Source organism: Capsulimonas sp., from assembly GCF_039929585.1.
Classification (GTDB): domain Bacteria; phylum Armatimonadota; class Armatimonadia; order Armatimonadales; family Capsulimonadaceae; genus Capsulimonas.
Map to the genome: position 1 here is coordinate 1 of NZ_JBDSQY010000239.1, position 26,299 is coordinate 26,299.

Genomic DNA, 26,299 nt, shown 5'->3' on the forward strand with positions numbered 1-26,299 from the left:
CCCAGCTTCATGGGAGGGGTGGCGCGGAGCGCCGGGGTAGGTCACTCAGGGTAGGTCACTTGACGGGAGGGGTGTAACTCGGGAGGGGCGGGTCATTGGCAGAAGGACAATCTCACTCAAATACCTAATAGCTTCCTTTGCAATCTTCAATAGCAAACGACCACCCAGGCAAAAACACCATGCGCCAAATCGCCCGTCTCGTCACACGCGTTCTCATCGCCGCGCTCGCCATTGCCTCTCTTTTCAGTTCGTCCACAGCCCACGCCGCGCCGCCACCCGACTACGTCTGGCTCGAAGGCGAGGCGGCGCAGGCGAACACGCCGGTCAATCTTGCCGGCTGGGGGCGCAAAGAGTTTCTTTCGGGCGAAAAATGGCTGCATCTGTCCATTGACGCGGACAAGGTGGAGGCGACCGCGCCGGCGGACGGCGCGCTGCTGCGCTATCCGTTCACGGTGAAGACGGCGACGCGTTATGAGATTTGGAACCGGATCGGGTTTGAGTTCGTGCGCTCGCCATTCGAGTGGCGTATCGACAATGGCGTGTGGGCGACGATCACGCCTGAGCAGCTGACGACGGATTTGATGGAGCTGGATACGTGGTGCGAAGTCGCCTGGATCCAGATGGGCGATCAAGAACTGGCGGCGGGCGACCACACATTGGAGATCCGGCTTCCGAAGACGAAGGACGCGCAGGGAAAAATCCAGCGCATCTTGTATGCTTCGGACGCCCTGTGCCTGACGGCGGGAGCGTGGGCGCCGAACTCGCATTTCAAACCGGATGAGAGTGGACGCACGGCGGTGGATGATGCGGCGGCGAAGAATGTCTTCGAACTGCCGGAAGGGACCGGGGACGGACGGCGAGCCTCGGTGGACTTGAAGGGGCAGTGGGAGATTTGCCGCAGTGATGAACAGACCCCGGGCGAAGTCGCGGCGCCGATCAAGAACGTTCCCGAAAACCCGCACTGGACGGCGATCGCGGTGCCGGGCGACAAGAACGAGCTGCGGCCGGATTTGCTCTTCGCGCACCGGGTCTGGTATCGCACCAGAGTTGATGTTCCAAAGTCACTTTCGGGACAGTCGTTTCAGCTCACTTTCCCACAGAACAATCTGAATACGACGGTCTTTGTGAACGGGGTGTATTGCGGCTTCAACAAGAACCCGTATGCGCGCATCACGTTCGATCTGACGCCGGGGATGAAAGTCGGAGTCAATGAAGTCTGGGTGGGCATCCGGGACGCCTGGTATGGCTACTCGGCAAATCCCAAGAACCCGATGAAACTGCGCCGGCAATTCAATCTGCCGCTGAGCTTCGCGGGCAACGGATTCCAAGACCTTGCCTATCCGATCTGGCATGCGTTTCAGTCGGGGATTTTGAATACGCCGACCCTGACGGCGGCTGGGCCGGCCTACGCCGCCGACATATTCTGCAAGCCTTCCGTGGCGCGTAAAGAACTGAGCGTCGATGTGCGGCTCGCGTCGCATCTGTCGGCGGGGGCGCGCGGCGAAGTGGTTTGCGAGGCCGTGGACCCAAAAACGGGACTCGTGGAGAAGGCGATTGGGCGCGCGGCGTTTACGTCCTCGGCCGAGCAGACGCTGACCGTGCGCGGCGCCTGGGCCGATCCGAAGCTGTGGTGGCCCGATGATCCTCAGATGTACCGTCTGCGCGCGACGGTCAAGATCGACGGCAAGACAGTGGATGTCTCCGACACGCCATTCGGCTTTCGGGAATGGGGCGCGCAGGGCAAGGACTTCACGCTCAACGGCGTTCCCTGGCATGGCTGGGCGGACTTGCAGCCGGGCGCAACGCCTGCGGAGTGGCTGGGAAACTACCAGGCGACGCGGCAGACGATGATGCGTTATATGGGCGCCGCGCAGGGCGGAACGAACTGGATGGGTCTGTCGCCGCCGGAGGCGCTGGATTTCTTCGACACACACGGCGTGGCGGTGCGCCGCTGCGGGCCGCTGGACGGAGAGGCGATCGGCTACAACGCAATCGAGAACGACCCCGATCTTCAGGCCCTGAACAAATCGCCGATCAAGATGGACTTGATGCGCAACTGGCGGGATCAGATGGTGGCGCAGGTCGAGGGTGAACGCAACCACCCGTCGATCCTGCTCTGGTCGATCGAGAACGAATGGCTGTATATCAACTGCATCAACCTCTACGCGGATAAGATGCCGCTGTTTGAGGCGGAAGCGAAGACGACCTCGGACGCCGTGCGTCAGGCGGACCCCACCCGCCTGACCATGACCGACGGCGGCGGGGCGAATGCGGACCAATCGATCCCCGTCCACGGCAATCACTATGTGTTTGACTCTGGAGACAAGGTCTCCCAGTATCCCGCGCTCGCCTACGACGCCAACCCCACCGGCGGAGGGCGAGGACGCTGGACGTGGGATCAAAAACGCCCGCGCTTTCTCGGCGAAGACTTTTACGCCACGGGGATCAATCCGTTCGACTATGGCTACTTCGGCGGCGAGGAGGCGTTTCAGGGCAAGGCGCAGGCGCGCCCAGCGGTCGCCCTTGTCTACCGAATGCTCACGGAAGGGTACCGGTGGGCCGGCTACGGCGCCTGGCACCTGTGGACCGGGCCGTCGGACGGAGCGGTGAGCCAGTACAATTCTCAGGCGCCACGCGCCGTCTTCTGCCGCCAGTGGGACTGGACCTTCAGCGCAGGGCAGCACATTCAGCGCACGCTCGGAATCTTCAACGACACCCACTCGGACAAGCCGATCGGTTTCACCTGGACTTTGGCGATCGGCGGCAAGACCATCGCCACGCAGACGACCATGCATCATGTGACGCCGGGGCGCAGCGAGAAATTCGAAGTCGCGCTGACGATGCCCTCGGCGACTGCGAGACGGGAAGGAACCTGGACGCTGGCGCTGTCCGTTGATGGAAATCCGGTATACAAGGATGTCAAAGCCGTTTCGATCCTGCCGACAAGCGTCGTCATGGCGCGGCCCATCGCCGCAAGTCTAGCCGCCGGCTATCTGAGCGTCTACGATCCATCCGGCGGCGCAATCGCTTTTCTGAAATCCAGCAAGATCCCATTCACGTCCGTCAAAAGCCTAGCAGCGATCCCCGCGAAGACGCGTGTTCTGATCGTGGGACGCAATGCGCTCACGCCGGCGCAAAGCGGATCGAGCGCGCTGGCGGCGTTCGCCAGCGCGGGCCGCACGGTGATCGTACTGGAGCAAGCGAACCCGCTCAAGTACCAAGGCCTTCCGGCGCAGATCGAGACGGCCTCGAACGAGGGACGAACCGCCTTCGCGGAAGATCTGGCGCATCCGGCGCTCGCGGGGCTGCGTCAGAAAGACTTCTTTACCTGGGGATCGGACGAGGTCGTTTACCGGAACGCATATCTCAAACCGGCGTCCGGCGGTAAGTCGCTGATCCAGTGCCACAATCGCCTGCAGAACACGGCGCTCGTGGAGGTTCCCGCCGGCAAGGGGCTGATGCTGCTCAGCCAGTTATCGCTGGAAGAGAAGCTGGCGACCAGCCCCGTCGCGCAGCGTCTCTTGCTGAACTTGATCGGCTACGGACAGCGTTACAAGCAGGAGTTTCGGCCGGTGACGGCCACGCTGATGGACGCTCCGCAGCTGGGCAAGGCCCTGGACGCCATGGGCGTCGAGTACGCCAAGGCGAACGATCCGCTGGCGGCGATCTCGCCGCCGGGAGCGCGTATCGCTGTGATTTCCGCGGCGCCCGCCAGCCTCAAAGCTCTGGCGGCCAATCTCCCCAAAGTCAAAGCGTTCAATGATGCGGGTGGCTGGATCGTCTTTAACGGCCTGACGCCGGAGGGGCTCGCCGATTATAACAAGATCGTTGGCGTCTCCCACATGATCCGTCCGTTCCGTCGCGAGCGCGTGACGTTCTCGGCGCCGCGCAGCCCATTGACCGCGGGGCTGACGACCGCCGATATCGTCATGCATTCTGGCGAGCGAATCTTCAACTGGACTTCGGATGAATACGTCGCCTCGGACATCTTCAGCTACGTGCTGGATTACGACGACGTGGCCCCGTTCGCGACTTTCCCAAACGATTTCCTGGCGAACATGGTAAACGGATTCGTCTCCGCCGACGGGTGGCCGTATATCGTCAACGTCCCCACCAGCGCCGAGAAGCCTTTCGAGTTCAACTTCCATCTCCCAAAGCCGCAGGAGATCACGGAGTTCGGCTGGACGGGCAACACGTTCTACTATCCGGCCATCCGCGTCTCACTCACCTTCGACGGTAACGATCCTCTGACGCTGATGACCGCCCCAACCAACGAGCCACAGGTCTTTTCCCTCTCGCCGCCGCGCACGGGCCAGGATATCACCCTGCGCATTACCGCCTGGAACGTCGTCAATACGGCTCCCAACGTCGGCGTGGACAATGTCTATTTGAAAGCCAAGCGCTCGCCCGAGTTCTACCAAAAAGTAAAGCCGATGCTGAACGTCGGCGCAATGCTGGAGTACAAAATGGGCGCGGGTGGGATTGTGCTCTGTAACGTGCTCTACAAAGATACGGAAACCGTGGCGGAGAACGCGGCCAAGAAACGCGCGCTGCTCGCCGCCGTGCTGCGTAACTTAAATGCGCCCTTCGGCGGCGCCAAGAATGTGATCGCCGGCGCGGGTCTGCACTACGCGCCTTTGGATATTGCAAAGCAGGCCAACCAATACCGGGACGAGCGCGGATGGTTCGGCGACAAGGCGTTTACCTTCGCCGACCTTCCCACCGGCAAGCAGACTTTTGCCGGCGTTCCATTCCAGATCTACAGCTTCCCGACATCGCCCGTCCCCACGGCGGTCATGCTCGGCGGCCCCAATGTCCCCAACAGCCTGCCCGACGCCGTTCGCGGCGTCCCGGTGGCGCGCAAAGCCGACGCGCTCTTCTTCCTGCATGCCGCCAGGATCGACCAGCGCCGTAATCCCGACGAGGTCAAGAACGGCAAGCGATATGAAATGGCGCGCTACGTCGTGCATTATGTAGACGGCCAAACAGTGTCGGTCCCGGTCTATTCCGAGATCGATGTGGACGATTACAAACAAAAGTCCCCAACAGCCTTGCCCGGCGCGCAGATCGCCTGGGCGAAACCTTATGCGGGGACGGAGTATTCGGCGGTGGCGTATCTGATGACCTGGAATAACCCGAGGCCAAGCGTGGAGATCGCGAGTGTCGATCTGGAGTATGGAGCGGATCGAAGAGGCGTGATCGCGCTTCTGGCGGTGACGGCGGGGGAGTAGGACGGCCCCTCCGCCCCAATTCGTGTGGGTGTTTGGCCCCTCCGCCCCAATTCTGGGGAACCAGAGTAAGACTCCCCCTGGCCCCCAAAGGGGTAAAAGCACATAAACGATGACGTATCAATTTTAGTATTCGATACGTCATCATTGCTATGGTTTGCACCCCTGTGGGGGTCGGGGGGCATCCTCTCCAAGTTCCCCAGAATTGGGGCGGAGGGGCCATCCTACTCCCCTTCTCCCAGAATTGGGAGAAGGGGAGTAGGATGAGGGCCTGTTAAGCCGCCCGCGCCATCGTCAGCTCAGCTCTCTCATTTCCCATGTCTTCCAATTGGAACTGACCAACCACGGCTTCCAGAGACTGCGCGATCCCCGCGAGGCTCTGGGCGGACGCCGCAAGTTCGGCGACGGCGGCGTTCTGCTGGACGGTGGTTCCGGCGACGCTTTGCACGGAGGCGGAGACTTCCTCGGCGCTTGCGCTCATTTGTTCGGCGGCCGCGCTGCTTTGCTCGACGACGGCGGCCACTTCGGTGATAGAGCGAGAGACCGCTTCAGAGGAGATTTGGATCTGCGTGGCGGCGGCGGCGATGCCTTCGACACGGTCCGTGACGGTTCGCACGACTTCCTGAATGTGAACCAGCGCCGTTCCGGCCTCTTCCGCCATATCGGCGCCGCTCTGGACATCCCGCGTTCCGGAGTGCATTGCGGCGACTGCCTGACGCGTGCGGGCCTGGACATCGGCAATCAAGGCGCCGATCTCGCGGGTTGCGGCGCTGGAGCGCTCGGCGAGCTTGCGCACTTCATCGGCGACCACGGCGAAGCCGCGTCCCGATTCTCCGGCCCGGGCGGCCTCGATGGCGGCGTTCAGCGCCAGCAGGTTGGTTTGCTCGGCGATCTGCTCGATCGTCTGCACGATCCCGCCGATCTTTTCCGACGATTGCTCCAGAGAGCCGACCACGGCGGCGCTGTCGGTGATGGTCTGCCGGATGGCGCGCATTCCCGCCACGGTCTGGGAGACCGCTGCGGCGCCTGCTCCGGCGGCCGTGGTGGCGTCAGCCGCCGCACGCGTCGCTTCCCCGGCATCCTGGCTGACATTACGCACCGCCACGCCAAGCTGCGTCACCAGGGCGGCGCCTTCCGCGATCGAGCGCGCCTGGTTGGCGGCGCCCTGCGCCACTTCGCTTGCGCCCCGCGCCGATTGGTCCGTCGCCTGCGCGACTTCGGCCATGGTCGCGCTGATCCCGTCGGCGGTCGCGCCGACCTGATGCGAAGACTTCGCGAGCGACTGCGAGGCGGAGGTCACTCCCAGCGCGGCGGTCTGTAAATCGCCGGCGAGCGTGCGTAAATTCTCCGTCATCAGCGCGAACGAGCATCCCAGCGCGTCACGCCCCGATTTGGGCGCAACCACAACGGTCAGATCTTTGCGCGCGATGCGCCCCGCGGCGTCCGCCATCTCCTTTTGATAATCGATCACGGATCGAAGCGCGTCTGCAATCTTTCCGATCTCATCGCCCGACCGTAAATCAATCGTCTGATGGACATCGCCGTCCGCCAGGCCCGCAGCGGCGCTCGAAAGCGCGCCAAGCGGCCGCATCATCTTCGTCGAGATCACGAATACCACGAAGACCATCAGCACGACTGAGAAGGCACTCAGCAGCAGCGCGCGATTGCGCAGCGTCGTGAGCGGGGCCATGACGGCGTCCTGCGAAACGTCGATTACGACCTTCCAGCCGGTCGCCGGCGCCGTCGCCCAGTAGACCCGCCGCGCGTCACCGTTCAGTTTCGCCACCGCCACACCAGACGCGGAGCTCAGCGTCAGCTTTCCGTCCGCCAGATGGTCGACCGTCTCGCCCTTAAATCCTTTATGCGGAAGGAGATCGGTCTTCGGATGCGCGACGACCAAACCGCCTTTGCTGACCAGAAACGTGAACTCGCTGTCCTTGTACTTGGGGTCCTTCAAAATCCGTACATTGGCGATATTCTGCTGAATGCCCTCCAGGGTCATATCGACGCCGGCGACGCCGAAAAAGTGATGCTGAGTGTCGTAGAGAGGAAGCGTCGAACTGACGAGGGAGACATCGATGCCGCCTTCGTCGAAATAGGGCTCGGTCACATAAGGCTTGCCGGTCGTCTTGGGCCCATGATACCATTCCTGATCGGCGTCATGGAAATCGTAGGTCGCCACGGGGCCGGACTTGGGCCAGCTTGTGCGCGTGACAATCACGATGGACTTGGGATCGGTATACTTCAGCGCATCAAAGGCGATGTAGGCGTCATGCGCCTGCGGCTTCGGCGTATTCTCAAGAATTTTGGCGAACATTGGGATCAGGCCCCTGTCCGGCGCCGTCCCCGTCGCCTCCTGCCGCGAGGCGATGGCGCGCGCCATGATGCTGGCCTGCGCGATCATGGCGTCGACGCCTTGCGCGGCGGCCTCCGCTTGCGCGATCGCCTGTGAATCCGTCTGCCGCTCCAGCGCATCACGGCTGGTGGCGTAGCTCACCCAGGATGTCGTCGCGAGGACAACGCAGGTCGCAAGAGCGATCCACAGACATAACTTTTGGGCGATCGTCTTTGGAGCAATGTTCTTCATATGGGTTTGGCGTCCAATCGGTTCTCAAAATTCTCTATTTCAAGGCTAATTGTCGTCAAATCCCAGCAAAAACCTCAGGGGCGCCATGAAACAAAATGCTCTCGCGTTTCCCGCAAGGTATCATAAGGCCATTCACCACCGCAATGAGAACGAAGGACCACGGCCCCATGCTATTCCGGCGCAATTCCAACCCCGAAGTCTCAGATATGTCCACACAGCGGATCGAGGCGTTCAGCGACGGCGTTTTCGCCATTGCGATCACGCTGCTCATCCTTGAGCTGCGCGTGCCGGAGGGGAGCGAAGGTCATCATCTGAGTTTGGCCGTCTCCCTGCGCCATCTCTGGCCGTCCTACTTCGCCTATATCCTCAGCTTCCTCATCGTGGGCATTTACTGGGCGAACCACCATTTTGTCTTCAAGCTTTACAAGGGAACAAACCATATCTTCAACCTGCTGAACGTCTTCTTTCTGATGTGCATCTCGTTCCTGCCGTTTCCCACCTCGGTGCTCGCCCAGCACATGCGGGATATGGCCGACGAAAAGACCGCAGTGGCGTTTTACACCTTTGGGTTATTGCTTCCCGCACTCGCCTGGCTGATGATGTGGCTGTACGCAAGCAAGGGACATCGCCTGATCGACAAGCGCCTGGCCCCGTCCTTCGTGCGCTACATGACGGGGCAGTACTTACTGTCCACAGGGCTGTACTTGACGGCGCTGTGCGCGGCGCTGATCAAACCCATCTACGGTTTGGCGGTGGCGGTCGGCCTGACGCTTCTTTATTTGATGCCGCCGAAGCACCCAGTGTATGTGGAGAAAAATGCCGAGGAGAATGATGACTAGCGCGGCCGCAGCCCCGCCGGGGTCACGACGCGGTCGAGCAGGTCGAAGGCGCCCTGGACGACGAGGGCAAGGAGGGCGGCGGGGATGGCGCCGGTGAGGAGAATGGCGTTGTCGTTGACGGCGAGGCCGGAGACGATGCGTTCGCCGTAGCCGCCCGCGCCGATCAGCGCGGCGATGGTGGCCGTGCCGACGTTAATGACGGCGGAGGTCTTGATCCCCGCAAGGATGGCGCGCGAGGCCAGCGGCAGTTCGATCAGGCGCAGGCGCGCGGCGACGGGCAGGCCGAGCGCAATGGCCGATTCGCGCAGCGCGGGGGCGATGTCGGTGAGGCCGGTATAGGTGTTGCGGACGATCGGCAGCAGCGAATAGAGGAACAGCGCCGCCATGGCGGGCTTGGTTCCGATGGCGTGGAAGAGTGTCAGCAGGAAGATCAGGAGGGCGAGCGACGGGATCGTCTGGATCAAGCCGACCACCGTGAGGATCGGCCCGGCGGCGCCGGGCGCGCGCGCCGCCCACACACCCAGCGGGACACCCACCAGGACGGCAAGAAGCAGCGAGCCGAAGACCAGCCAGAGGTGCTGCGCCGTCAGCGCCCAGAAGTCGCCGCCGAAGAGGCGCTGCCAGAAACTCTGCTCTTTTTCGGGAGCCGCAACAGCGCCGCCCTGTAAGTCATGCGCGATGAAGCCCTTCGCGACCTGCGCAAACGTCTGGCTCCGCAGCTCCACATCCGCGTTCATCTGCACCATGCGCGCCGCCGTGATCTTGCCTTTCAAGCCTTCCAGAGCCGCCCAGGTCTTAGGCAGGCGCGTGGGAAGATCCGCGCGATAGAGCAAAACGGCGTCGTAGGCGGGAAAGAACTTTTTGTCGTCGTCTAGAACCCGCAGATGATATTTCTCGATCTTGGCGTCCGTCGAGTAGATATCCATGACATCGATCTGCCCCTGCGCGATCGCTTCATACGCCAGGCCGTGATCGATCCCCTCGGGCGCGGCGGACATCCCGTATGTGCTCGCGACGCCCGGCCAGCCGTCGGCGCGCTTCAAAAACTCAGGCGACAGTCCAAAGTGCAGTTCGGGATGCTTCGCGAGATCGGACATCGTCTTCACGCCCAGTTTTTGGGCCTGATCCTCGCGCATCGCCAGCGCATAGGTGTCGTTGAAGCCCAGCGGGACATCGACATCCAGGCCCTGCCCGCCCAGCTTCGCCTTCATTCCAGGAAGATCGATTGCGCCCTTTTCCTTGAGCAGTTCCTGTGAGATCGTGCCGGTGTATTCGGGATAGACATCGATCGAGCCGCTTTTGAGCGCCGCGAACACGATCCCCGTGTTCCCCAGCCCCTTCTTATGATCCGCCTTCGCCTCACCCGTTTGGTCGGCGACTTGCTTGACGATCTCCGCCAGAATATACGATTCCGTGAAGCGCTTGGAGCCGACGGTCAGCGTATTGTCGGCGGCGACGGCCGAGACGGCGAGCGTCAGCAAGAGAGTGAGGACAAGGAGGAAGCGTGTCATGGGGCGGCGGTCTCCGGAAGGGCGGGGAGCGGCGAACGCTGGGCGCGGATGAATTCAGTCACGTAGGGATCGGCGGGGCGTTCGATCATGTCGGCCAGCGTTCCCTGCTGCACGATCTTTCCGGCGCGCATCAGCACGATCCGGTCCGCGAGATACGCCGCCTCGCCCATATCGTGCGTTACCAACACGACGGTTTTGCCGAGGCGCGCGAAGATGGATTTGAGTTCGCCTTGAAGCTCGTTGCGCGTGATGGGGTCCAGCGCGCCCAGCGGCTCGTCCAAAAGCAGGGCCGGCGGGTCCAGCATCAGCGCCCGCATCAGGCCCACGCGCTGCCGCTGGCCGCCCGACAGCTCCGATGGAAACCGCCCCAGCGCCTCGCGCGGCAGCTGCACGATCTCGCACAACTCCCTCACCCGCTTCTCGATATCTCCACTGGGCTTCTTGAGAAATTTCGCCAGCAGGGTCGCATTGCCCTCGGCCGTCAAATGGGGAAAGAGGCCGCCGTCCTGGATCACATACCCGATCCGATGGCGCATCGCCTCGACATTCGCCGTCGTCACTCGCGAACCTTCGATGGACACACTCCCCGCGTCTGGCGCGACCAGCCCGACAATGATCCGCAGCAGCGTTGACTTACCGCACCCGCTCGGGCCGATCAACACCGTGGTGGACGCGGGATCGAACTGCAAAGTCGTCGGCGCAAGCGCGATCTGAGATTTGTAAGATTTGGCGACGTTTTCGACGGAGATCATGGGGCCTCGGTGTCACGGTCAGCAATCAATGCTCAAAGTGTACCCGAATTGGGAAATACGCCGAGGAGAATAGGCGTAGAATTCAATATACATTGTTTTCAATATATATTGAAAACGATGTTTATTCTCAAAACCGCCCCCCAACACATCCTCCAATAGCTATTTTCGCCCAATTCCGCCGGAGACCTCCCGTTCTCTGGTATCCTTTTACTAACAAATCGTGAGGGACCGTAATGAAAGTCGCAGTGATTGGCGTGGGCGGGACGGGAAGCGCGGCTATGCGCTTCCTGGCGCAGGCAGGGCATGAGGTGATTGGCTTCGAGCAGTTTCAGGTCGGACACGACCGCGGGAGCTCGCACGGCGAATCGCGCATCATCCGGCATGCGTACGCCGACTCGCTGTACACAGAGCTCATGGGCGACGCCTACCCGCTCTGGAAGCAATTGGAAGCCGATGCCGGCGAGGAACTGCTGGTGGAAACCGGAGGCCTAACTATTGGGCCCCCAGACCATCCCGACGTGCGGGCGGCGATCCTGGGTCTGGAGCAGCATGGCCTGCCCTATGAGACGCTGACAGCGGCGACGCTGGCGGAACGCTACCCCGCATTCAAGCTGCGCGCCGGCGAAGTGGCAATCTATCAGAAGGACGCGGGATTTTTGCGCGCCGCGCGCTGCGTCGCAGCGAATGTCCGGCTCGCCAAGGAGCTCGGCGCAGAACTGCGTGATGAGACCCCCGTCCGCAAGATCACGCCCCATGCCGACGGCGTCGTGCTCTGGACCGAGGCCGGCGACGCCGAGTGGTTCGACCGCGCCATCGTGACGGCCGGCGCCTGGATGGGATCGCTGCTGCGCGGCTTCCAGCTTCCGCTGCGCCCGACCCGGCAGCAGTATGTATATCTGGAGACTACTGGAGACGCAAAGAATTACACGCCGGAAAAACTCCCGGTATGGATCGACGCCGGAAACTCCGAAGCCTATTACGGGTTCCCCAGCGATGGCCGCATCTCCGGGATCAAGATCGCCGCACATACCTTCGGGCCCACGGCGGACCCCGATCGTCCGCAGCGCAACGTTTCTCCCAAATATTTGGCCGAGATCGCGGCGTACGCCGCCGGCCGCTTTCATGGCGTCACCAATCACGCCACGTACTCCGCGACCTGTCTTTACACCGTCACCCCGGACGAAGATTTCATTCTGGACCGCATTCCGAGCGTCTCAAACGCATGGATGGTGAGCGGCTGCTCCGGCCATGGGTTCAAGTTCACCGTACTGCTCGGCAAAATCGCGGCGGACCTCGCCACTGGCGGCGCCTATTCGCGCGATATCTCCCGGTTCTCACTCAATCGATTTCAAGCCGCCGTTTAAACATTCCATACTGGCCACAACAGCAAGAGCCGCTCCGAAAATCGGGGCGGCTCTTGCTGTTTGAAAAACCGTAAAAAATACGGTAAAGCCGAGCGGGCGACCTGCCGATAATGGAGTCAGCAGATGCTTTCAAGGGATGGATTTCATGGCTATTTCACAAACAAGCGCCGCCGGCGCCGCAAATTTGTATGCATTGACCGACGCCGCTTCGGGAAGCGCCTCGGAAGGCGCGACAACCGTTCAGGGTGTGGCGATGCTTTCCAAAGCTGTCGACATTGAAAAGACGCAGACGAGCCAGATCCTGGCGATGCTCGTTCCCAATCTCGGACAAAACGTCGATCTTCGGATTTAAGCGGCCTTCATTTTCGTGTCTCCTTCCGAGTTAGGTACACTCTCGTAAGGAGACAACGGGATGCCTCGACTACAGCTGATCACGCCCATCGCCGCCCCGATCGAACGCGTCTTCGACCTCGCGCGCGACATCGATGTGCATTCCCGGACACTGGCCGACACCGGCGAGACCGCCGTCACCGACGGCGGCTCCTCGCTCCTGACTCTCGGCGACACCGTGACGTTTTACGCCGTGCATTTCGGCGTCCGCCAGCGCCTCATCGCCAAAATCACCGAGTTTACTCCCCCGCGCCGTTTCGTCGATCTCATGCTGGAAGGCGCCTTCGCCTCCCTGACCCATACCCACGACTTCGAACCCGCCCCTTCCGGGACGCTGATGCGCGACACCATCGACTACACCGCGCCTCTGGGCCCGATCGGCCGCCTGGCCGATTTCCTATTTCTGAAGAGTTATATGACGCGGCTGATCGAGCGGCGCAATCAGGCGCTCAAAGAGATCGCGGAAGCGAACGTATAAATATTGCAGCAAACCACTGGAACATTTGAAGAAAAACTTAGCAATGATATTGGTTGGAAGTGGAAACGGAAGTATTAAAATTAATGATTAAGCAGGAGGACATCCTGTTGCGGTATGAGGACAATATGAGTTGTTAGGTAGCCGCCAAAGTGCGCCAAGAGACTTGACTTTTACTCAATTTGCAGTCAAACTGAGCTTGTTGAGGTCACGTCACTTGTTTGCAACACCAGCGAATGAGCTAGGCGGCTACCGGCCGGTCAATCCCATAAAGGCGAATGAGCCTTATTAGGATTGACCGGCCTTTTCATGGTTGCGATGCCCCATGAAAATCTGCAAAACGGATGAGGAATACTTAACTACCACTAGGAGTTAGCTCTTCAATCTTGCGCAACAACGGCCCCAAATCAACATCGAAATGGTTCTCATCGTTATCGTGCACAAATATCATTCCTTCATCCCGTAGTTGATGAATGTGTTCCAAAAATCTTTTCTCATCCATTCCTACATTGTAAGCTAGAAAGCTGAGTGTGGACGGACGATAAGGAACGCCGTTTTTTGGAAGGCGTTTCGAGTCAGCAATTGCAAGAACAACTTGCAATTGGCTTAAAGCATCTCTCCCCTTGAAGACTTCTCCTAGACACCGCATCAGTCTCTTTGGAAAAGGCGCGAAGCCTTCTGCCAAAACGGCTTTCGACCATTTTGGTATGTAGGCATCCGGAATGATTGGAGATGGACGATGAAACATAATTCTTTCAAGACTCTTAACTATATAAACTATATCCAACCTTTTGTTGGTTTGAGTATACCGTTTATCCGAAACGGATGTCAACAGTTTCTGAACATTTCACAACTATTTTATTGACTTCTTTTAGGAAGCGTGATGTCGGCGACGACGGCGCGGTGGTCGGAGGCGATGAGGCTCGGGACCCAGCAGTCTCGAACGGTCACATCGCGGCTGACCAGGATATGGTCGGCGCGTTCGACAGGGGTCTCCGCAGTGAGGGTGTAGCCATAGCCGCGCCCGGCGGCTTCAAAGGCGTCGGGGTAGATACGTGTCAGACGGCGACAGCTTTCGGATTGCGGCTGGAGGTTGAAGTCGCCGCAGAGGATCTTCGGTCCTGGGAGAGCGTCCATCGTATGCAACAGAGCAACGCCCTGGGATTGCCGGCGCGCCGCAAACTGCGCTGAGTAGACATTGAGTGGAGAGCGTGTGCTGAAGATGTGCTTGTCGATATCCGAGGGCAGCAGATGGACGCAAACGACTGTGTACTTACGGCCTCCCATGTCCACGGATACGCACAGCGCGGGCCGGGACGCCGGCCCCGGCAGCGGCGACTCCGCGAGTTTCGTCATCGGCCAGCGCGACGCCACAATGATTTCTCCGGCGCGTACGAAATGGTAATCCGGCAGGGCCGCGATCAGCCCCTCCCCCTGCGTTCCCTGGACATAGGGATAATCTCCCGCCTCTTGAAAGCAGACGACATCGGGATGCTGCGCGCGCACTCCGCGCGCGATGGCGTCCGGCCCATGCGACCATTTCTCCACGTTCCAGGTCATCACACGCATGGCTCTGCCCTGTAAGGGCACAGTCTTAACGCGCCAGTGAAACCCCATGATCGGACCTGCGACGAGCAGCAATGCGGCCACGTTCACGCCGGCCACTCGCCAATTGCGCTTCACGCCCGAAATGATCAGCAGGATCAAGGGGAAAATCGAAAAGACAACGGGCGGAAGGCTGGCGGCAAGCATCACCGGCCAGTACGCCTCATCGCCATATCGGAAGACGATCGCCGTCAGCGCCGCCGACGCAAGAGAAACGACACTGAGTACGGAGAGAACTTGCCGCCGGGACGGCTTACGAGATTGCATAAAGGCCTAGCAAGCGCAGCGGCTCCACAGTATCCGGCCGCCGCACCTTGGTAGGAATACCGAGCAAGCGAGACCCCAGGTTCCTTGGAACTAATTTCGAAACATATTTGTGATACAATATGCACAATCAAAATCATGAGCGTTAGCCCACAAGGGCTTTTTTCTTTGCCTTCGATTGGCATATTTACTGCATTTACCTATCACTCAATATAACGAACAGGAGAATTTCCTCATGCTCACATCTTCTAAGAGCCGATTTTCAGCCAAGGCGTTCACTCTGATCGAGCTGCTTGTCGTGATCGCCATCATCTCGATCCTCGCGGCGATCCTGTTTCCCGTGTTCGCCAAGGCCCGCGAAAAGGCGCGGCAGGCAAGCTGCACGAGTAACCTTCGGCAGATTGGCATCGCGCTGGCGATGTATCGAAGCGATTACGATTCGGTGAATGCTATCTACCGGATGTGTCCGGGGCTGGGGATGGGCGGGGCCTGCGGCAATACCACTACTGCCTATTCCGGCGCGGGGGAGCGCTGGTGGGCGCCATACGACAACACCGTCGCCGCCACGGCGATTGTTCCAGAGAGCGTTTATGTGGGAGACAAGGCGGGGATGATTCAGCCCTATGTCAAAAGCCTCGCCGTGTTCAAATGTCCGAGCGTCGCCGGCCCGCTGCAAGTCGGCTACGCCATGAGCTATATCTCGCATGGGCCCATGGGCAAAAACGACGGTTATGTGGTTAATCCCGCCGTCATGGTCGTGTGGGACCACACCAATACGCCCGGCTGCGCCGACACGATCGCTGCGGATATTCCCGCCACATTCACCGGAGACTGGCAGCCGTTCCCGCCGGCGCAGGACACCACGCACAAACACTATCCCACACGGCATAGCGAGGGTTTCTTAGGGCTGGGCTATGACGGCGCCGTGCGGTTCCGCCGCTTCACACAGCTCACGAACGCAGACTTCATCGCCGATCAGTAATCGGTCTCACACTGGGCCGAGGCTACGCCATTCGGCCCAGAAAAAATATGCCAGCCATCAGCGCCGCGCTTATGGCGGTCAACAAGAGCGGGGCGGTAATAAACGTGGAGACGGCGATCATGGCGAGGCCGCCGACGAGCGGAATCATCGCCCCTTGTTTCTTACCGTAAAGAGCGTATCCGCTTCCGACCGTTCCGAAGAACATTGAGACGAGCAGAGAATTTGTTTCCATTGTGTCCACTTTCCGTAAAGAAGATTCGCCGTGAGCTATCTTCATCATCGGCAGTTGGAGTTCAAGAAGAGAGGAAGACGGCGCGCCTGTCAGTCAGCGGCCGCGCGATAATCCGCGAATTTGTAGAGCACGCTCCAGTGCGGGCGCAGTGGAATGTAAAGCGCGGTCAGTACGTCGCCGGATGCAACGGATTCCCATTGCTCCCGAGTAACCGTCATCTTGCCTTTAACCGGCTCAGCAAAGCCCATTTCCGGGGCAAACTCATAGAGAAGAGTGTAAGTGGTGCTGTCGTCGCTGGAGTCGGCCTTTTTCTCGATAAGGCGAGCCGCAACTGGAGTCCCGTCCGCGATCAGGCGGCGCGCGATTATCGGCCAGACGAAGATCGCCCAAACAAACACCGAAATCAAGGCGTTCCATAAGATGGAAAAACCCCAGAAGAAGATTAGGCTTTTGTTGCGGCTCTCGGACGCTTCGCGCACCGCGGGCAGGATCGACGGCGCCCATGAGAGCGCCTGCACGGTCACATTGCTTCCCGGCTCCAATCGCTGATAATCGTCGCTGGACACATTGGAGGAGCCGGAGTAAAGGTCATCACCTCGGCGATAGGTAAAGTCGACCTTATAAGAATTACCATCCGAATCCGATGTGTCCCGCCGGGCGGTCACACTTCCCGGCATATCGGAGCCGCCCGCCGCTACCAGCGTCCCACCGATCGAGAAGAGGAGCATACCGACGCCCACAGCGATAAAAGGCAAGATAAAGAGCTGCATACAGCCGACTCCCGCCATTCCCGAAACAAGATTCCCGACACGCGCCACCCGCCGAGGTGTCCGCCCTAGAAGCTCTTCCTCCACCCGATAATGTTCCGTTTCCATAAGGCTCTCCCTGCGGATACACGCACTCTCATCCGTCATACGATTTTCGGATCCGCTTCGAGCAGATAGTAATCTGCAAACGCGTAAAGGACGTGACAATGAGGCTGCTTGGCGTCGTAAAACGCTGTCAGAGGATCGCCAACGCTCAGCGCGTCGTATTGCTCCTGAGTGAGCATACGCTTCCCAGTCACATCAGCGTCCGTCACGCCTTCTGGAAGAAATTCGTAGGAAATGACATAGGATGTTGTGTCTTCGTCCAATGCCGTCGTCTTTTCGGTGATACAGGCGACGGCGGCCACCCCGCTTCGAAGGAGGAGGCGATGGTTACGCGGCGAGAAAAAAGCCGACCACACGAAAGCCCATGCCCCAACCGCCCAGATTGCGAGGAGCGCACAGTCCAGGCAGAAGGCGCCCATTCGGCCTGTATGAAATCCTTGTAATGCGGGAAGTAACGAAGGCGCGATGGGCAGCGCCCGCACCATGAGCGACATTCCCGGCTCTATCACATCATAATCCGATTTTGTAATGTTGGATTTTCCAAAATAAATCATATCGTCATATTGATAACGAAAGTTGACTCTGTATGAAGGGGTTTCCTCATCGGATTCATCAGTGCGAGATACCACGCTTGCTGGCATTGCGACCCCTTTGTATTCGATCAGGGTCATGAGGGACGCGTTGAAAAGGAGAATAATCCCAAATCCAACGTAAGCAATCACTCCAACTCGCTGTAACGCGATTTCTTCCGCCCGGCGCGTATTCGGCCTAACCTGCCTTGGCGCCGCCCGCAGTAGCTTGCGCTTCTTCTGGCAATCTTCCATTATCGGCAAATCCTCCAGCGCATTCCGGCGCTGTCGTCTCAGCCTCCCACTGCTCATCCCCTGGGCTTAACCGTCTTCGCGGCCTGTATTTGATAAGACACAGATCTTCGAGAGAAGTTGCCAGCTACTCCCTCTCCTTTTTGGCGCATGTCCCGGTAACGGCATGGCAGTGACCATCGAGGTAAAGACAGGTGAAATCGTTTTGATGCGAATAGAGCCAATCGCCGCAGCCGGTTTGCTGTATCTGCTCGTCGGCCAGCATCACTTCATGCGATGGATCCATGATCACAGGCTTGCCGGACCGATTCTTCATCATAATTCCGTCCATGTCGGCGGGACGTTTTTTCAGCCCCATCCACCATGCGGTTTCGTAACTGCTGTATCGGTGGTCGATCAGTAGCCCGGCGGGATACGACAGCGATAATGTGCTTTGCTGGGCGAGCGTATCATCCGGGCAAAACCAGACCGGCTCAGCATGAGTATACGGTTTCAGAGCCGCCGTCAAGAGCGCTCCGCTTGGCGGATAGTGTTTTTTATAGGGATCCTTCTGCTGCTGCTCATCGCGTGCGTAGAGGAGGTTGTTAGTATAGGGCGGCAGCAGCCCGTCGTGATCGTTGGCGTACATGTCATAGGCGATGTAGAGCTTCCGCATATTGGACTCACATGACACTAGACGCGATTTCCATCGTATCTTGACGAACATTGGCGTCAAGATGATCGCCGTAATCACCAAGATTACGAGAGGAATCAAATATTCGAAAGTCGTTACCCCAATCTGTTTTGATGGTTTCATCTGCATATAACGTACCAGATACACAAAGAGTTTCGACTGTTTCACACGCAGCTATTAACGACAAACTAGCATGTGCGCATGCTTAATTAATTCTACGATTAAGTCCTCAAATTATTCGCCAGCGAATACAACTCTCCCAGCGCCTTCCCATATTTGCGAACCGTCCACTTAATCCCACGTATCCCGGCGCTGGCGTATCGCCTCGGAGACTATTCGTAAAGATTGATACCGATAGAGTGTGCTCCGTGTGGAGTTGTGGGGCCAGTATAAAACCGTGAGAATTTCTCCGAGCGATGCATCTTCGTACTCCTGCTTCGTCACCTCCTGTTCGCCTTGGATGACCACGTCCGCCCCCACAGCGCCAGGAGAAAACTTGTAGCACAGAAAGTAAGAGGCGTTCCCCTCGTTATCTTTTGACACTGTCTTGTCCATAATCGTCGCCGGCGACGGAAGCCCGTTCTCAATCAGTCGCCGTGCGCGAAGTGGTTGCACCAGCACATGACAGGCGACAAAGCCCGCGCCCACAAATCCAGCAAGCATACCCAGCCAGCTTTCAAAATCGATTTGATGAAACTGCGCGTCGTCCACCAGATAAGGGGACAATCCGGGAAGGGACGGCGGAGCGTGGACGAAGAATTGGGCGCCAGGCTCCAGCGTTCGGTACTGCGCTTCGCGGACAAAATCGGAGGCCGTTGCTTCCCGATTGCCTTGGAGATAACGGTATTCGACAGAATAAATAAAGTCGTTAGGGTCTACGTTGCTGCGGGACTGATGGCGGCTGATGACATGCGCTGACACGTCATGGCCCGCCAGCCGCGTCAGCGCAATCTGCGTATTCGAAATCAGAATTTTGAATGGGACAAAGAAGAACAGCAGACAGAAGAGAACCAGGAATCCCCTCTCCGCGAGCGGCGCCTTCTCAACCTTTCGCGGCGGCGGACGCCGCAGTTCCGGCTCGATACTGTGCTTTGGCGGCGCACACGGCGCGTCGAGTGTCCATGTCAGAGGTAGATTCGACTTTGGCTTCATCTGGAAATCTCCCTTCTATAGATTAGGACACATCCGAATTGCGAAAGTTGCGGTTATGCGCGCCGTTCCTTCTGAAGATACTTCAGTGACTGACGAAAGTATGCGCTTATATTAATATTGAGATGCTTCGCCCATGCCGGCTTTACTTCGCCCCGACGAAATGCGAACAACGCCAGCGCATACCCAAACTGCGGCTCGGACAGATATCCGAGACGCTGCATTGACCATCCATGGCTGTGCTGCTGAAACTTGGCCGCTGAGTTGGCGTTGAATACTCCCAGGCCAAAATAGACGGTCAGCAGATCCGTCATCGGCTCCATATACTCGACATCTCGCGTGATGCGGCCGTCGCCTAAAAGAATCACATGTCCCAGCTCATGCGCGATCGTCGCGATCAAAGTGATGGGATCGCGCAGCTTCCTGCGCTCCAGCGCCACAACCGCCGCGCCGTCGTCGCCCGTAGGCCGGTAGTAACCTCCCGCTCCGGTACGCTGCTGATCGAAATGGGAAATCTCCTTGCTCAGCGCCTCCGCAAGCTCATCTTTGTCCTCGAAAAACTCCAGCGTGATTCGACTCCGATCCACGCACATCAGTTCGCAGACTCGCCGCAGCGTAATCTCGGCGGACTCTTCCGAGCCATCCCAGTCAAACGGAAAGAACTCCGGAGTCGGTGTGACGGGACTCACATTCTTCAAAAACGACTCGCCGAACATTCGGGAGAATTCATCGAACATCGAGTCCGCCCAGCGGCGTTCCTCGGGCGTGATAGGAAGTTTCGGTGTGAAGCCAAACATAGTGGTCGGTCCTTGATATCGCAATGGTCGAGAGTTCCACTGGATCGTTACCAATTCCTGCTCATGGCTCCGGCCCGCATGAGGTTCCCCTTAAATTGATCAGTACTATTGTATGGTGAGAGTTTCACTGATTGGGAGGAAAGCCGCAAAATTTAACTGAATATCTGTACTGGATAAATTAGTTTTTTGTCTACCTGGCAAGCTTTGTGCATTAGTTTATCTTAAAGCACCGTTGAATTCCTTATCTCCAAAGACAGAGAAGCGAATGCGGAAGTCAGCATCGTTAGGATGCAGGCTTCGAATTCTCTCTTGGAGACTCACGAAAGGGCCGCCACTGCATATGAAACAGGCTTTAAACGATCGAATGAGGGCACGGAGAAAAAACAGCATGAAGAACCGCATTGTCGCGTGCGCCGTGATTATTGGAACACTGGCGACAGCTCAGGCGAAGGCGCATGAGCGCAGGTTGGTAGATCTTACGTCCGTGATTGTAGCCCCGACACAGGTCAACAATGTCGCCGATATTCTGGGATCGGGACGAGACGGAACGACTCTCTACCCGGCGCTTTTGCACAACGGCGTCCTGATCCGTCTGCCGGCTCTCAATCCGCCCAGCTTTGCGGGGACAAGCAATTCATACTCGCTCAACAACAACAGTCAGGTGATGTATCTTGGGTACACAAACGGAACGTCCGGCGACGTCTCGACATTTGTGCTCGACGTAAAGACCGGAACCACGGTCGATATCGGAAAAATCTCTGGTTATTCTTCGACGATCGGCGTCGGATTTAACGACAGCGGCGACGTCGTCGGTTATGCATACTCCTCGACAGGAAACCGTCCCTTCTTGTGGCGAAACGGTCAATTCAGCCAATTAGCCCCCTACCCGGGCGCGCCGGTCGGAACCCAATATTCGTATCGGTTCATTAACAATCGCGGAGATGTGCTTGGCGTTATGGGTGGCGGCGGCGTCAGCGAGTGGCTCATTTGGCGGAACGGCGTTCCGGCCATCCTGCATCTGCCTACGCAGGTAGATCCGATTATCACCCCCAATGAAGTACGGGCGTTCAACGACAAAGATGAGGTGATGACCGTCTATCATGACTATCTTTATGATGTGTCAAGCTACCATGTCTTAACCCTTTCAACGCCTCCAATCGTCGATGGATTTCTGGGAAGCTACAACAATGGAATTCTGATCAGATACACTGTTGATGCTCTCGCTTTCAACAACTTGGGAAATGTGCTGGAAAGAAGTCGCGATGCTGCGGCAGGCCACTTCGGTGAAGATTGGCGGTTCGGTGTGGATGGCGCAAACATTCCCATGGATTACATTCCCATGGGCGCCAATCTCTATAAGTTCAGCGACGTGTACGATATTAACGACAACGTTGATGTTCTGGGCGTGGCCTACCAGATCGGCAGCGGCGGCGCCAGCGGAGGGATCTTCAAAACCGTACTGTCTCAAGTCGTTCCCGCCGCAGTTCCGCAAATCACGGGGCTGACGCCGGACCGTATTATCCCCGGCTATCCTTCGATCCCGGTGACGATCAATGGAGCCGGCTTCGATCCCGACAGCACCGTCCTGCTCAACGGCGCCGCGCAGGCGTCGTCGCACTATCTGTCGGCGACGCAGATGCGGGTCGTCATGCCCGCTTCCTTAATGGCTCAGCCGGGAACCGTGGCCATCAAGGTCGTGACCCCGGCGCCCGGCGGCGGCGCATCCAACACGCGATTCTTCAACGTCGCCGTGGCGCGGGCGACGATTACTGACCCCACTCCTTATCGGATCTATCCTTTCTTCGGCTCCTCACAGCAAATTACGATCAATGGGCTGGACTTCGATCCGGGCGCCGTGCTGACGATCAACGATACGTATACCGTCACCCCAACCTCCGTAACGCCTTACAAACTGACTGCGACGCTGCCGTTAAATGTCTCACAGACGATCGGAAAGTACTTCGTACGCGTCGTCAATCCGGGCTGGAGCAACGCCTCCGCTCCAGCGCCGCTATGGGTGACGCTGTCGGAGCCAATCATCAAATCGATGTCTCCAGACCATGTCGGCGCTGGCCTCACGAACCTCAAGCTGAATATCTATGGGGGTGACATCTTTAGCAGTTATATTCAGCCGACCGTGAAGGTTTCATTCAACGGCGGCGCGCCTGTGACGCCGGAATCGATTGCTGGGGGTCGAATTGTCGTCTCCATCCCCACTTCCTTACTTGCCAACCCTGGAAACGTCACGGTGCGTCTCGTGGATTCTTTCGAGCACGGCGGCTCGTCCGCTCCCGCCACGTTAGTAGTAGCTTCGCGCCCGACTCTGACAAGCCTCACACCCAATCATGCGGCAGTCGGTTCCGGTGCAGCGGCAGTCACGCTGACCGGCTCGAACTTTGAGGCCTCGTCCACGGTTACGATTAACAACGGCGCACCGATTGCGGCGACGTTTGTTTCTTCCACACAGTTGACGGTTGTCGTCCCCAGCAGCGTGACCGCTGTGAAAGGCAACTATGCCGTGCGTGTTGTGAACACGGGATATAGCAACTTCTCCAATCCCCAGGCCTTCACTGTGACGCCATAACGGGCGTCTTTGGACGGGCCATCGAATTCTCGTGGATGCTCACGAAAGGAACGCTAACATATATGAGGCTGGCTTTAAACGATCAAATGAGAGGACGGAGATACGTCACTGTGAAAAACCGTATTGCCGTGCTGGCCGTGATTTTTGGAACGCTGGCGATGGGCCATGCGGAGGCGCGCGATCATGTGCTCGTCGATGTGCCTTCCACGCTCACGAATCCGACCCAAATTACTAACGACGGCGACATCCTGGGAACAGGTATGGATGGTAATACTCCGTACGCCGCGCTGCTGCACAACGGCGCCCTGGTTCGGCTGCCGACATTTAATCCAGCCATTGCCTTTGGCAATCCCAATGGTTACCATCTGAACAACAAGAGTCAGGTCCTATACTTTGGGTACACCAATGGAACATCCGGAGACATCTCCACATTTGTGCTTGATCTCAATACGGGAACCACGACCGATATTGGACACATCCCTGGATTTCCATCCACGATCGGCTGGGACATCAATGACAGCGGCGATGTGATCGGCTACGCCTACTCCAACACTCAGGTTCGCCCATTTGTATGGCGCAAGAGTCAGTTCGGCCAATTACCGCCTCTTGCTGGCGCGCCCGCCGGCGCAACATACCAGTATTCAGAAATAAACAATCATGGACACGTCCTTGGCCGCATGCTCTTCGGCAACGGTCAATTCTCTTATCTGATCTGGCAAAACGGCGCCCCAAGCGTTCTGCATGTGCCCACTCCGGTCAATGATGCGGTCAGTTCGAACCAGATCTTTAAGTTCAACGATCTAGATCAGGTGCTCACGACCTATCATGATAACTTCGACACCTCGTCATCGTTTCACATTCTGACCCTTGCCACACCGCCCATCGTCGACCAGATTATTGGCATGGCGACCACGGAAGTGTTCGATTTTAACAACCGTGGGCAAGTACTCGAACGGTGGAATGATCCCCTTTTAGGCCCTCACGGATCGGGTTGGATATACTACTCCGGCACAGACGCGTCGCTGATCGAGATCCCTCAGAACGGCCGTGGCTATAACTTCTTCGAGTTATATGGTTTCAATGACAACGGGGATATCCTGGGGAAGGTTTACCAGATCGGCGGCGACAACATCGACAAAAATGTGGTGCTGATGACCGTTCCGGAGCCGGCTCCTCAAATCACGAGCATCACGCCGGACCGTACGGTCCCCGGCGCCCCCACGATGCCAGTGACGATCTACGGAACCAACTTCTATCCGGACACCACCGTCACGCTGAACGGCGCCGAACAGGCGTCTTCTCACTATGTGTCGCCCACGATCATGCGAGTCGTCCTGCTAGCTTCCGCCTTGGCGAATCCGGGCGTCATCGCCGTGCGGGTGGTGACTGCGGCCCCTGGCGGCGGCCCTTCGAATACGAAGTACTTCAACGTCGCCATGCCCCGCGCGACCATTTTGAACATTAACCCCAATCGGCTCTTCCCCGGAGCCGGGGCTGCGCAGATTACGATCAACGGACTGGATTTCGATCCAGGCGCGGTGGTGACGGTCAATGATACCTACACCATCACGCCGACCTTTGTCTCGCCCTATCAACTGACCGCTATTGTCCCGTCCAGTGTCACGGACACAGCGGGCTCGTACTTCGTGCGCGTCGTCAACCCTGGCTGGAGCAACGCCTCCACTCCAGCGCCGCTGACGGTAGCGCTCCCAGCGCCGATCATCAGCCTGATCACACCTGACCGCATTGGCGCCGGCCTCACGAGCCTCAAGCTCTCCATCTATGGTCCTTACTACTACCAACCCACCGCGAAGGTTTCGTTCAACGGCGGCGCCCCTGTGACGCCGGAGGCGATTACCGGAACAAGAATTACCGTTTCCGTTCCCAGTTCCTTACTCGCAAATCCTGGCAATATTGCGGTGCGGGTTGTCGATTCCTTCGCCAATGGCGGAGCCTCCGCACCCGCGACTTTAGTGGTTTCGCCGCGCCCCGCGCTGACAAGCCTCACGCCCAACCATGCGACCGTCGGCTCCGGAGTGGTGACGGTCACGCTGACCGGCTCGAACTTCGAGGCCTCGTCCACGGTTACGATTAACAACGGCACCGCCATCGCGGCGACGTTTGTTTCCCCGACCCAGCTGACGGTCACGATCCCCAGCAGCGTGACCGCCGTGAAAGGCAACTATGTCGTGCGTGTTGTGAACACGGGATATAGCAACTTCTCCAATCCCCAGGCCTTCACTGTGACGCCGTAAGATCTTTCTTCACAGTGGAGTTACTACTCAATCGCCTGGCTCTTGTTCTGTTAACCAGACACAGGAGCCAGGCTTTTTTCAATACAGCCAACATCGCGAGGCCAGATTCTTTCCTCTATCTATGACGCTGATTTTATTTGTTGATGGTATTCGACAATCAATGACGCATGTGATAGCGGTCGCGACAGATTTTCCACATCCTCATTCGTCTCATAATCCAGCAGCACCACTCTCTGACTATTCGCTAGAGAATGCAATTGGCCGATCTGATCTTGCAATCGATTTTCCAGAACCCACAAATATGTAAGCAGATAAATTCCACGCCGCGCCTCTCCATAAGAAAGTAAGCGCGCTCCATTTATTCCCTCCCGATGTCCCCTCACCTTTCCAAACCGACGCTCCGTCCGCTTGATCCCGCGCATCGTTGCATTCTCAATCGTGGCAGTGTCCACATCCGCGGACTCAAAAACTTTTAACCCCTGCCAAATACCCTCCACAGAAGCGCCAGCTGAGTTCGAAGTAAACGGAACTGGAATTCCACCATGTGGAAAGAACGGACTGAACCGAACCCACGGTTCCGGGGCGCGTGAGGTGACATCCAGAATGAGCGCGTCGCCAAAGCGACGGCGAAGGGTGGCTTCGGAAAGACGACGGCTTGCGATTTCGATAGGCGTGGTGTTCTCTTTGGATTGATCGATACCTAATTGTTTATCACTCTCCACCTTAAAGGTGGAGAGTGATTTGGTGAGGACCTTGGAATGATTTGTGTGAAATCTCATCTGGTGAGAACTGCTCGCTCGAAGTTCAAGAGCTATTATTTAAAAAGGGACTAAATATCCTTCTTATGTTGTAGTATATGATTGTAGAAATCAAAATCAGTAAATTGAGTTTTTGGCGACCTGGCAGCTTTTTGCAGTAA

20 protein-coding genes are annotated in these 26,299 nt (G+C 58.2%); 8 read left to right on the top strand and 12 right to left on the bottom strand.

Going from position 1 to position 26,299, the window contains the following annotated elements:
* Positions 1-179: 179 nt before the first annotated feature.
* Positions 180-5,231 carry a sugar-binding domain-containing protein gene (locus tag ABIZ35_RS18050; RefSeq protein ID WP_348221309.1) on the top strand — a complete coding sequence of 1,684 codons (5,052 nt, stop codon included), beginning with the start codon at positions 180-182 and terminating at the stop codon, positions 5,229-5,231.
* Positions 5,232-5,502: 271 nt separating this feature from the next.
* Here ABIZ35_RS18050 and ABIZ35_RS18055 read toward each other — a convergent pair whose 3' ends face one another.
* Positions 5,503-7,815, bottom strand: coding sequence for a methyl-accepting chemotaxis protein (locus ABIZ35_RS18055; RefSeq protein WP_348221310.1), 2,313 nt, complete (start codon positions 7,813-7,815; stop codon positions 5,503-5,505).
* A gap of 143 nt (positions 7,816-7,958) precedes the next feature.
* On the opposite strand from ABIZ35_RS18055, the gene ABIZ35_RS18060 reads away from it, so the two are divergent.
* Entirely contained in the window at positions 7,959-8,654 is a 696-nt protein-coding gene (locus ABIZ35_RS18060; RefSeq protein WP_348221311.1) for a TMEM175 family protein, read from the top strand.
* Here ABIZ35_RS18060 and ABIZ35_RS18065 read toward each other — a convergent pair.
* Positions 8,651-10,165 carry a glycine betaine ABC transporter substrate-binding protein gene (locus ABIZ35_RS18065; RefSeq protein WP_348221312.1) on the bottom strand — a complete coding sequence of 505 codons (1,515 nt, stop codon included), beginning with the start codon at positions 10,163-10,165 and terminating at the stop codon, positions 8,651-8,653. The two genes, ABIZ35_RS18060 and ABIZ35_RS18065, sit on opposite strands and share 4 nt — an antisense overlap.
* On the bottom strand, positions 10,162-10,917 hold the full coding sequence (locus tag ABIZ35_RS18070) for an ABC transporter ATP-binding protein (protein WP_348221313.1): 756 nt from the start codon (positions 10,915-10,917) through the stop codon (positions 10,162-10,164). Before ABIZ35_RS18070 ends, ABIZ35_RS18065 begins: the two co-directional genes overlap by 4 nt.
* Positions 10,918-11,150: 233 nt before the next feature.
* On the opposite strand from ABIZ35_RS18070, the gene solA reads away from it, so the two are divergent.
* From solA to ABIZ35_RS18085, 3 genes are all read left to right on the top strand, one after another.
* Positions 11,151-12,281: an N-methyl-L-tryptophan oxidase gene (solA, locus tag ABIZ35_RS18075; RefSeq protein WP_348221314.1), complete on the top strand. Its 1,131-nt coding sequence runs from the start codon at positions 11,151-11,153 to the stop codon at positions 12,279-12,281.
* 145 nt (positions 12,282-12,426) lie between these two features.
* Positions 12,427-12,633 (top strand): putative motility protein, encoded by a 207-nt coding sequence (locus ABIZ35_RS18080; RefSeq protein WP_348221315.1) that lies wholly within the window; start codon positions 12,427-12,429, stop codon positions 12,631-12,633.
* 60 nt (positions 12,634-12,693) lie between these two features.
* Entirely contained in the window at positions 12,694-13,149 is a 456-nt protein-coding gene (locus tag ABIZ35_RS18085) for an SRPBCC family protein (protein WP_348221316.1), read from the top strand.
* A 352-nt stretch (positions 13,150-13,501) separates the two neighbouring features.
* Here ABIZ35_RS18085 and ABIZ35_RS18090 read toward each other — a convergent pair whose 3' ends face one another.
* Positions 13,502-13,894: a hypothetical protein gene (locus ABIZ35_RS18090; RefSeq protein ID WP_348221317.1), complete on the bottom strand. Its 393-nt coding sequence runs from the start codon at positions 13,892-13,894 to the stop codon at positions 13,502-13,504.
* A gap of 110 nt (positions 13,895-14,004) precedes the next feature.
* A complete protein-coding gene (locus ABIZ35_RS18095; protein ID WP_348221318.1) occupies positions 14,005-15,018 on the bottom strand; it encodes an endonuclease/exonuclease/phosphatase family protein in 1,014 nt (337 codons plus the stop codon).
* 232 nt (positions 15,019-15,250) lie between these two features.
* Between ABIZ35_RS18095 and ABIZ35_RS18100 the strand changes: the two genes are divergently transcribed.
* A complete protein-coding gene (locus ABIZ35_RS18100) occupies positions 15,251-15,997 on the top strand; it encodes a DUF1559 domain-containing protein (RefSeq protein ID WP_348221319.1) in 747 nt (248 codons plus the stop codon).
* 22 nt (positions 15,998-16,019) lie between these two features.
* On the opposite strand, the gene ABIZ35_RS18105 is transcribed toward ABIZ35_RS18100, so the two are convergent.
* The 6 genes from ABIZ35_RS18105 to ABIZ35_RS18130 all read right to left on the bottom strand — a co-directional run bounded on the left by ABIZ35_RS18105 (position 16,020) and on the right by ABIZ35_RS18130 (position 20,541).
* Entirely contained in the window at positions 16,020-16,229 is a 210-nt protein-coding gene (locus ABIZ35_RS18105) for a hypothetical protein (protein ID WP_348221320.1), read from the bottom strand.
* Between the two features lie 89 nt (positions 16,230-16,318).
* Entirely contained in the window at positions 16,319-17,104 is a 786-nt protein-coding gene (locus ABIZ35_RS18110; protein WP_348221321.1) for a hypothetical protein, read from the bottom strand.
* 35 nt (positions 17,105-17,139) lie between these two features.
* A complete protein-coding gene (locus ABIZ35_RS18115; RefSeq protein ID WP_348221322.1) occupies positions 17,140-17,925 on the bottom strand; it encodes a hypothetical protein in 786 nt (261 codons plus the stop codon).
* 124 nt (positions 17,926-18,049) lie between these two features.
* Positions 18,050-18,577, bottom strand: coding sequence for a hypothetical protein (locus ABIZ35_RS18120; RefSeq protein ID WP_348221323.1), 528 nt, complete (start codon positions 18,575-18,577; stop codon positions 18,050-18,052).
* Between the two features lie 309 nt (positions 18,578-18,886).
* A complete protein-coding gene (locus ABIZ35_RS18125; protein WP_348221324.1) occupies positions 18,887-19,747 on the bottom strand; it encodes a hypothetical protein in 861 nt (286 codons plus the stop codon).
* A gap of 53 nt (positions 19,748-19,800) precedes the next feature.
* Entirely contained in the window at positions 19,801-20,541 is a 741-nt protein-coding gene (locus ABIZ35_RS18130) for a hypothetical protein (protein WP_348221325.1), read from the bottom strand.
* 388 nt (positions 20,542-20,929) lie between these two features.
* Between ABIZ35_RS18130 and ABIZ35_RS18135 the strand changes: the two genes are divergently transcribed.
* Together ABIZ35_RS18135 and ABIZ35_RS18140 are read left to right on the top strand one after the other, a co-directional pair.
* Complete coding sequence (locus tag ABIZ35_RS18135; RefSeq protein ID WP_348221326.1) at positions 20,930-23,125, top strand: IPT/TIG domain-containing protein; 2,196 nt, start codon at positions 20,930-20,932, stop codon at positions 23,123-23,125.
* 110 nt (positions 23,126-23,235) lie between these two features.
* Positions 23,236-25,380 carry an IPT/TIG domain-containing protein gene (locus tag ABIZ35_RS18140; RefSeq protein ID WP_348221327.1) on the top strand — a complete coding sequence of 715 codons (2,145 nt, stop codon included), beginning with the start codon at positions 23,236-23,238 and terminating at the stop codon, positions 25,378-25,380.
* A gap of 119 nt (positions 25,381-25,499) precedes the next feature.
* On the opposite strand, the gene ABIZ35_RS18145 is transcribed toward ABIZ35_RS18140, so the two are convergent.
* The gene (locus tag ABIZ35_RS18145; RefSeq protein WP_348221328.1) at positions 25,500-26,159 is read right to left on the bottom strand and encodes a hypothetical protein; all 660 of its coding nucleotides are present in this window, start codon (positions 26,157-26,159) and stop codon (positions 25,500-25,502) included.
* Positions 26,160-26,299: the final 140 nt, after the last annotated feature.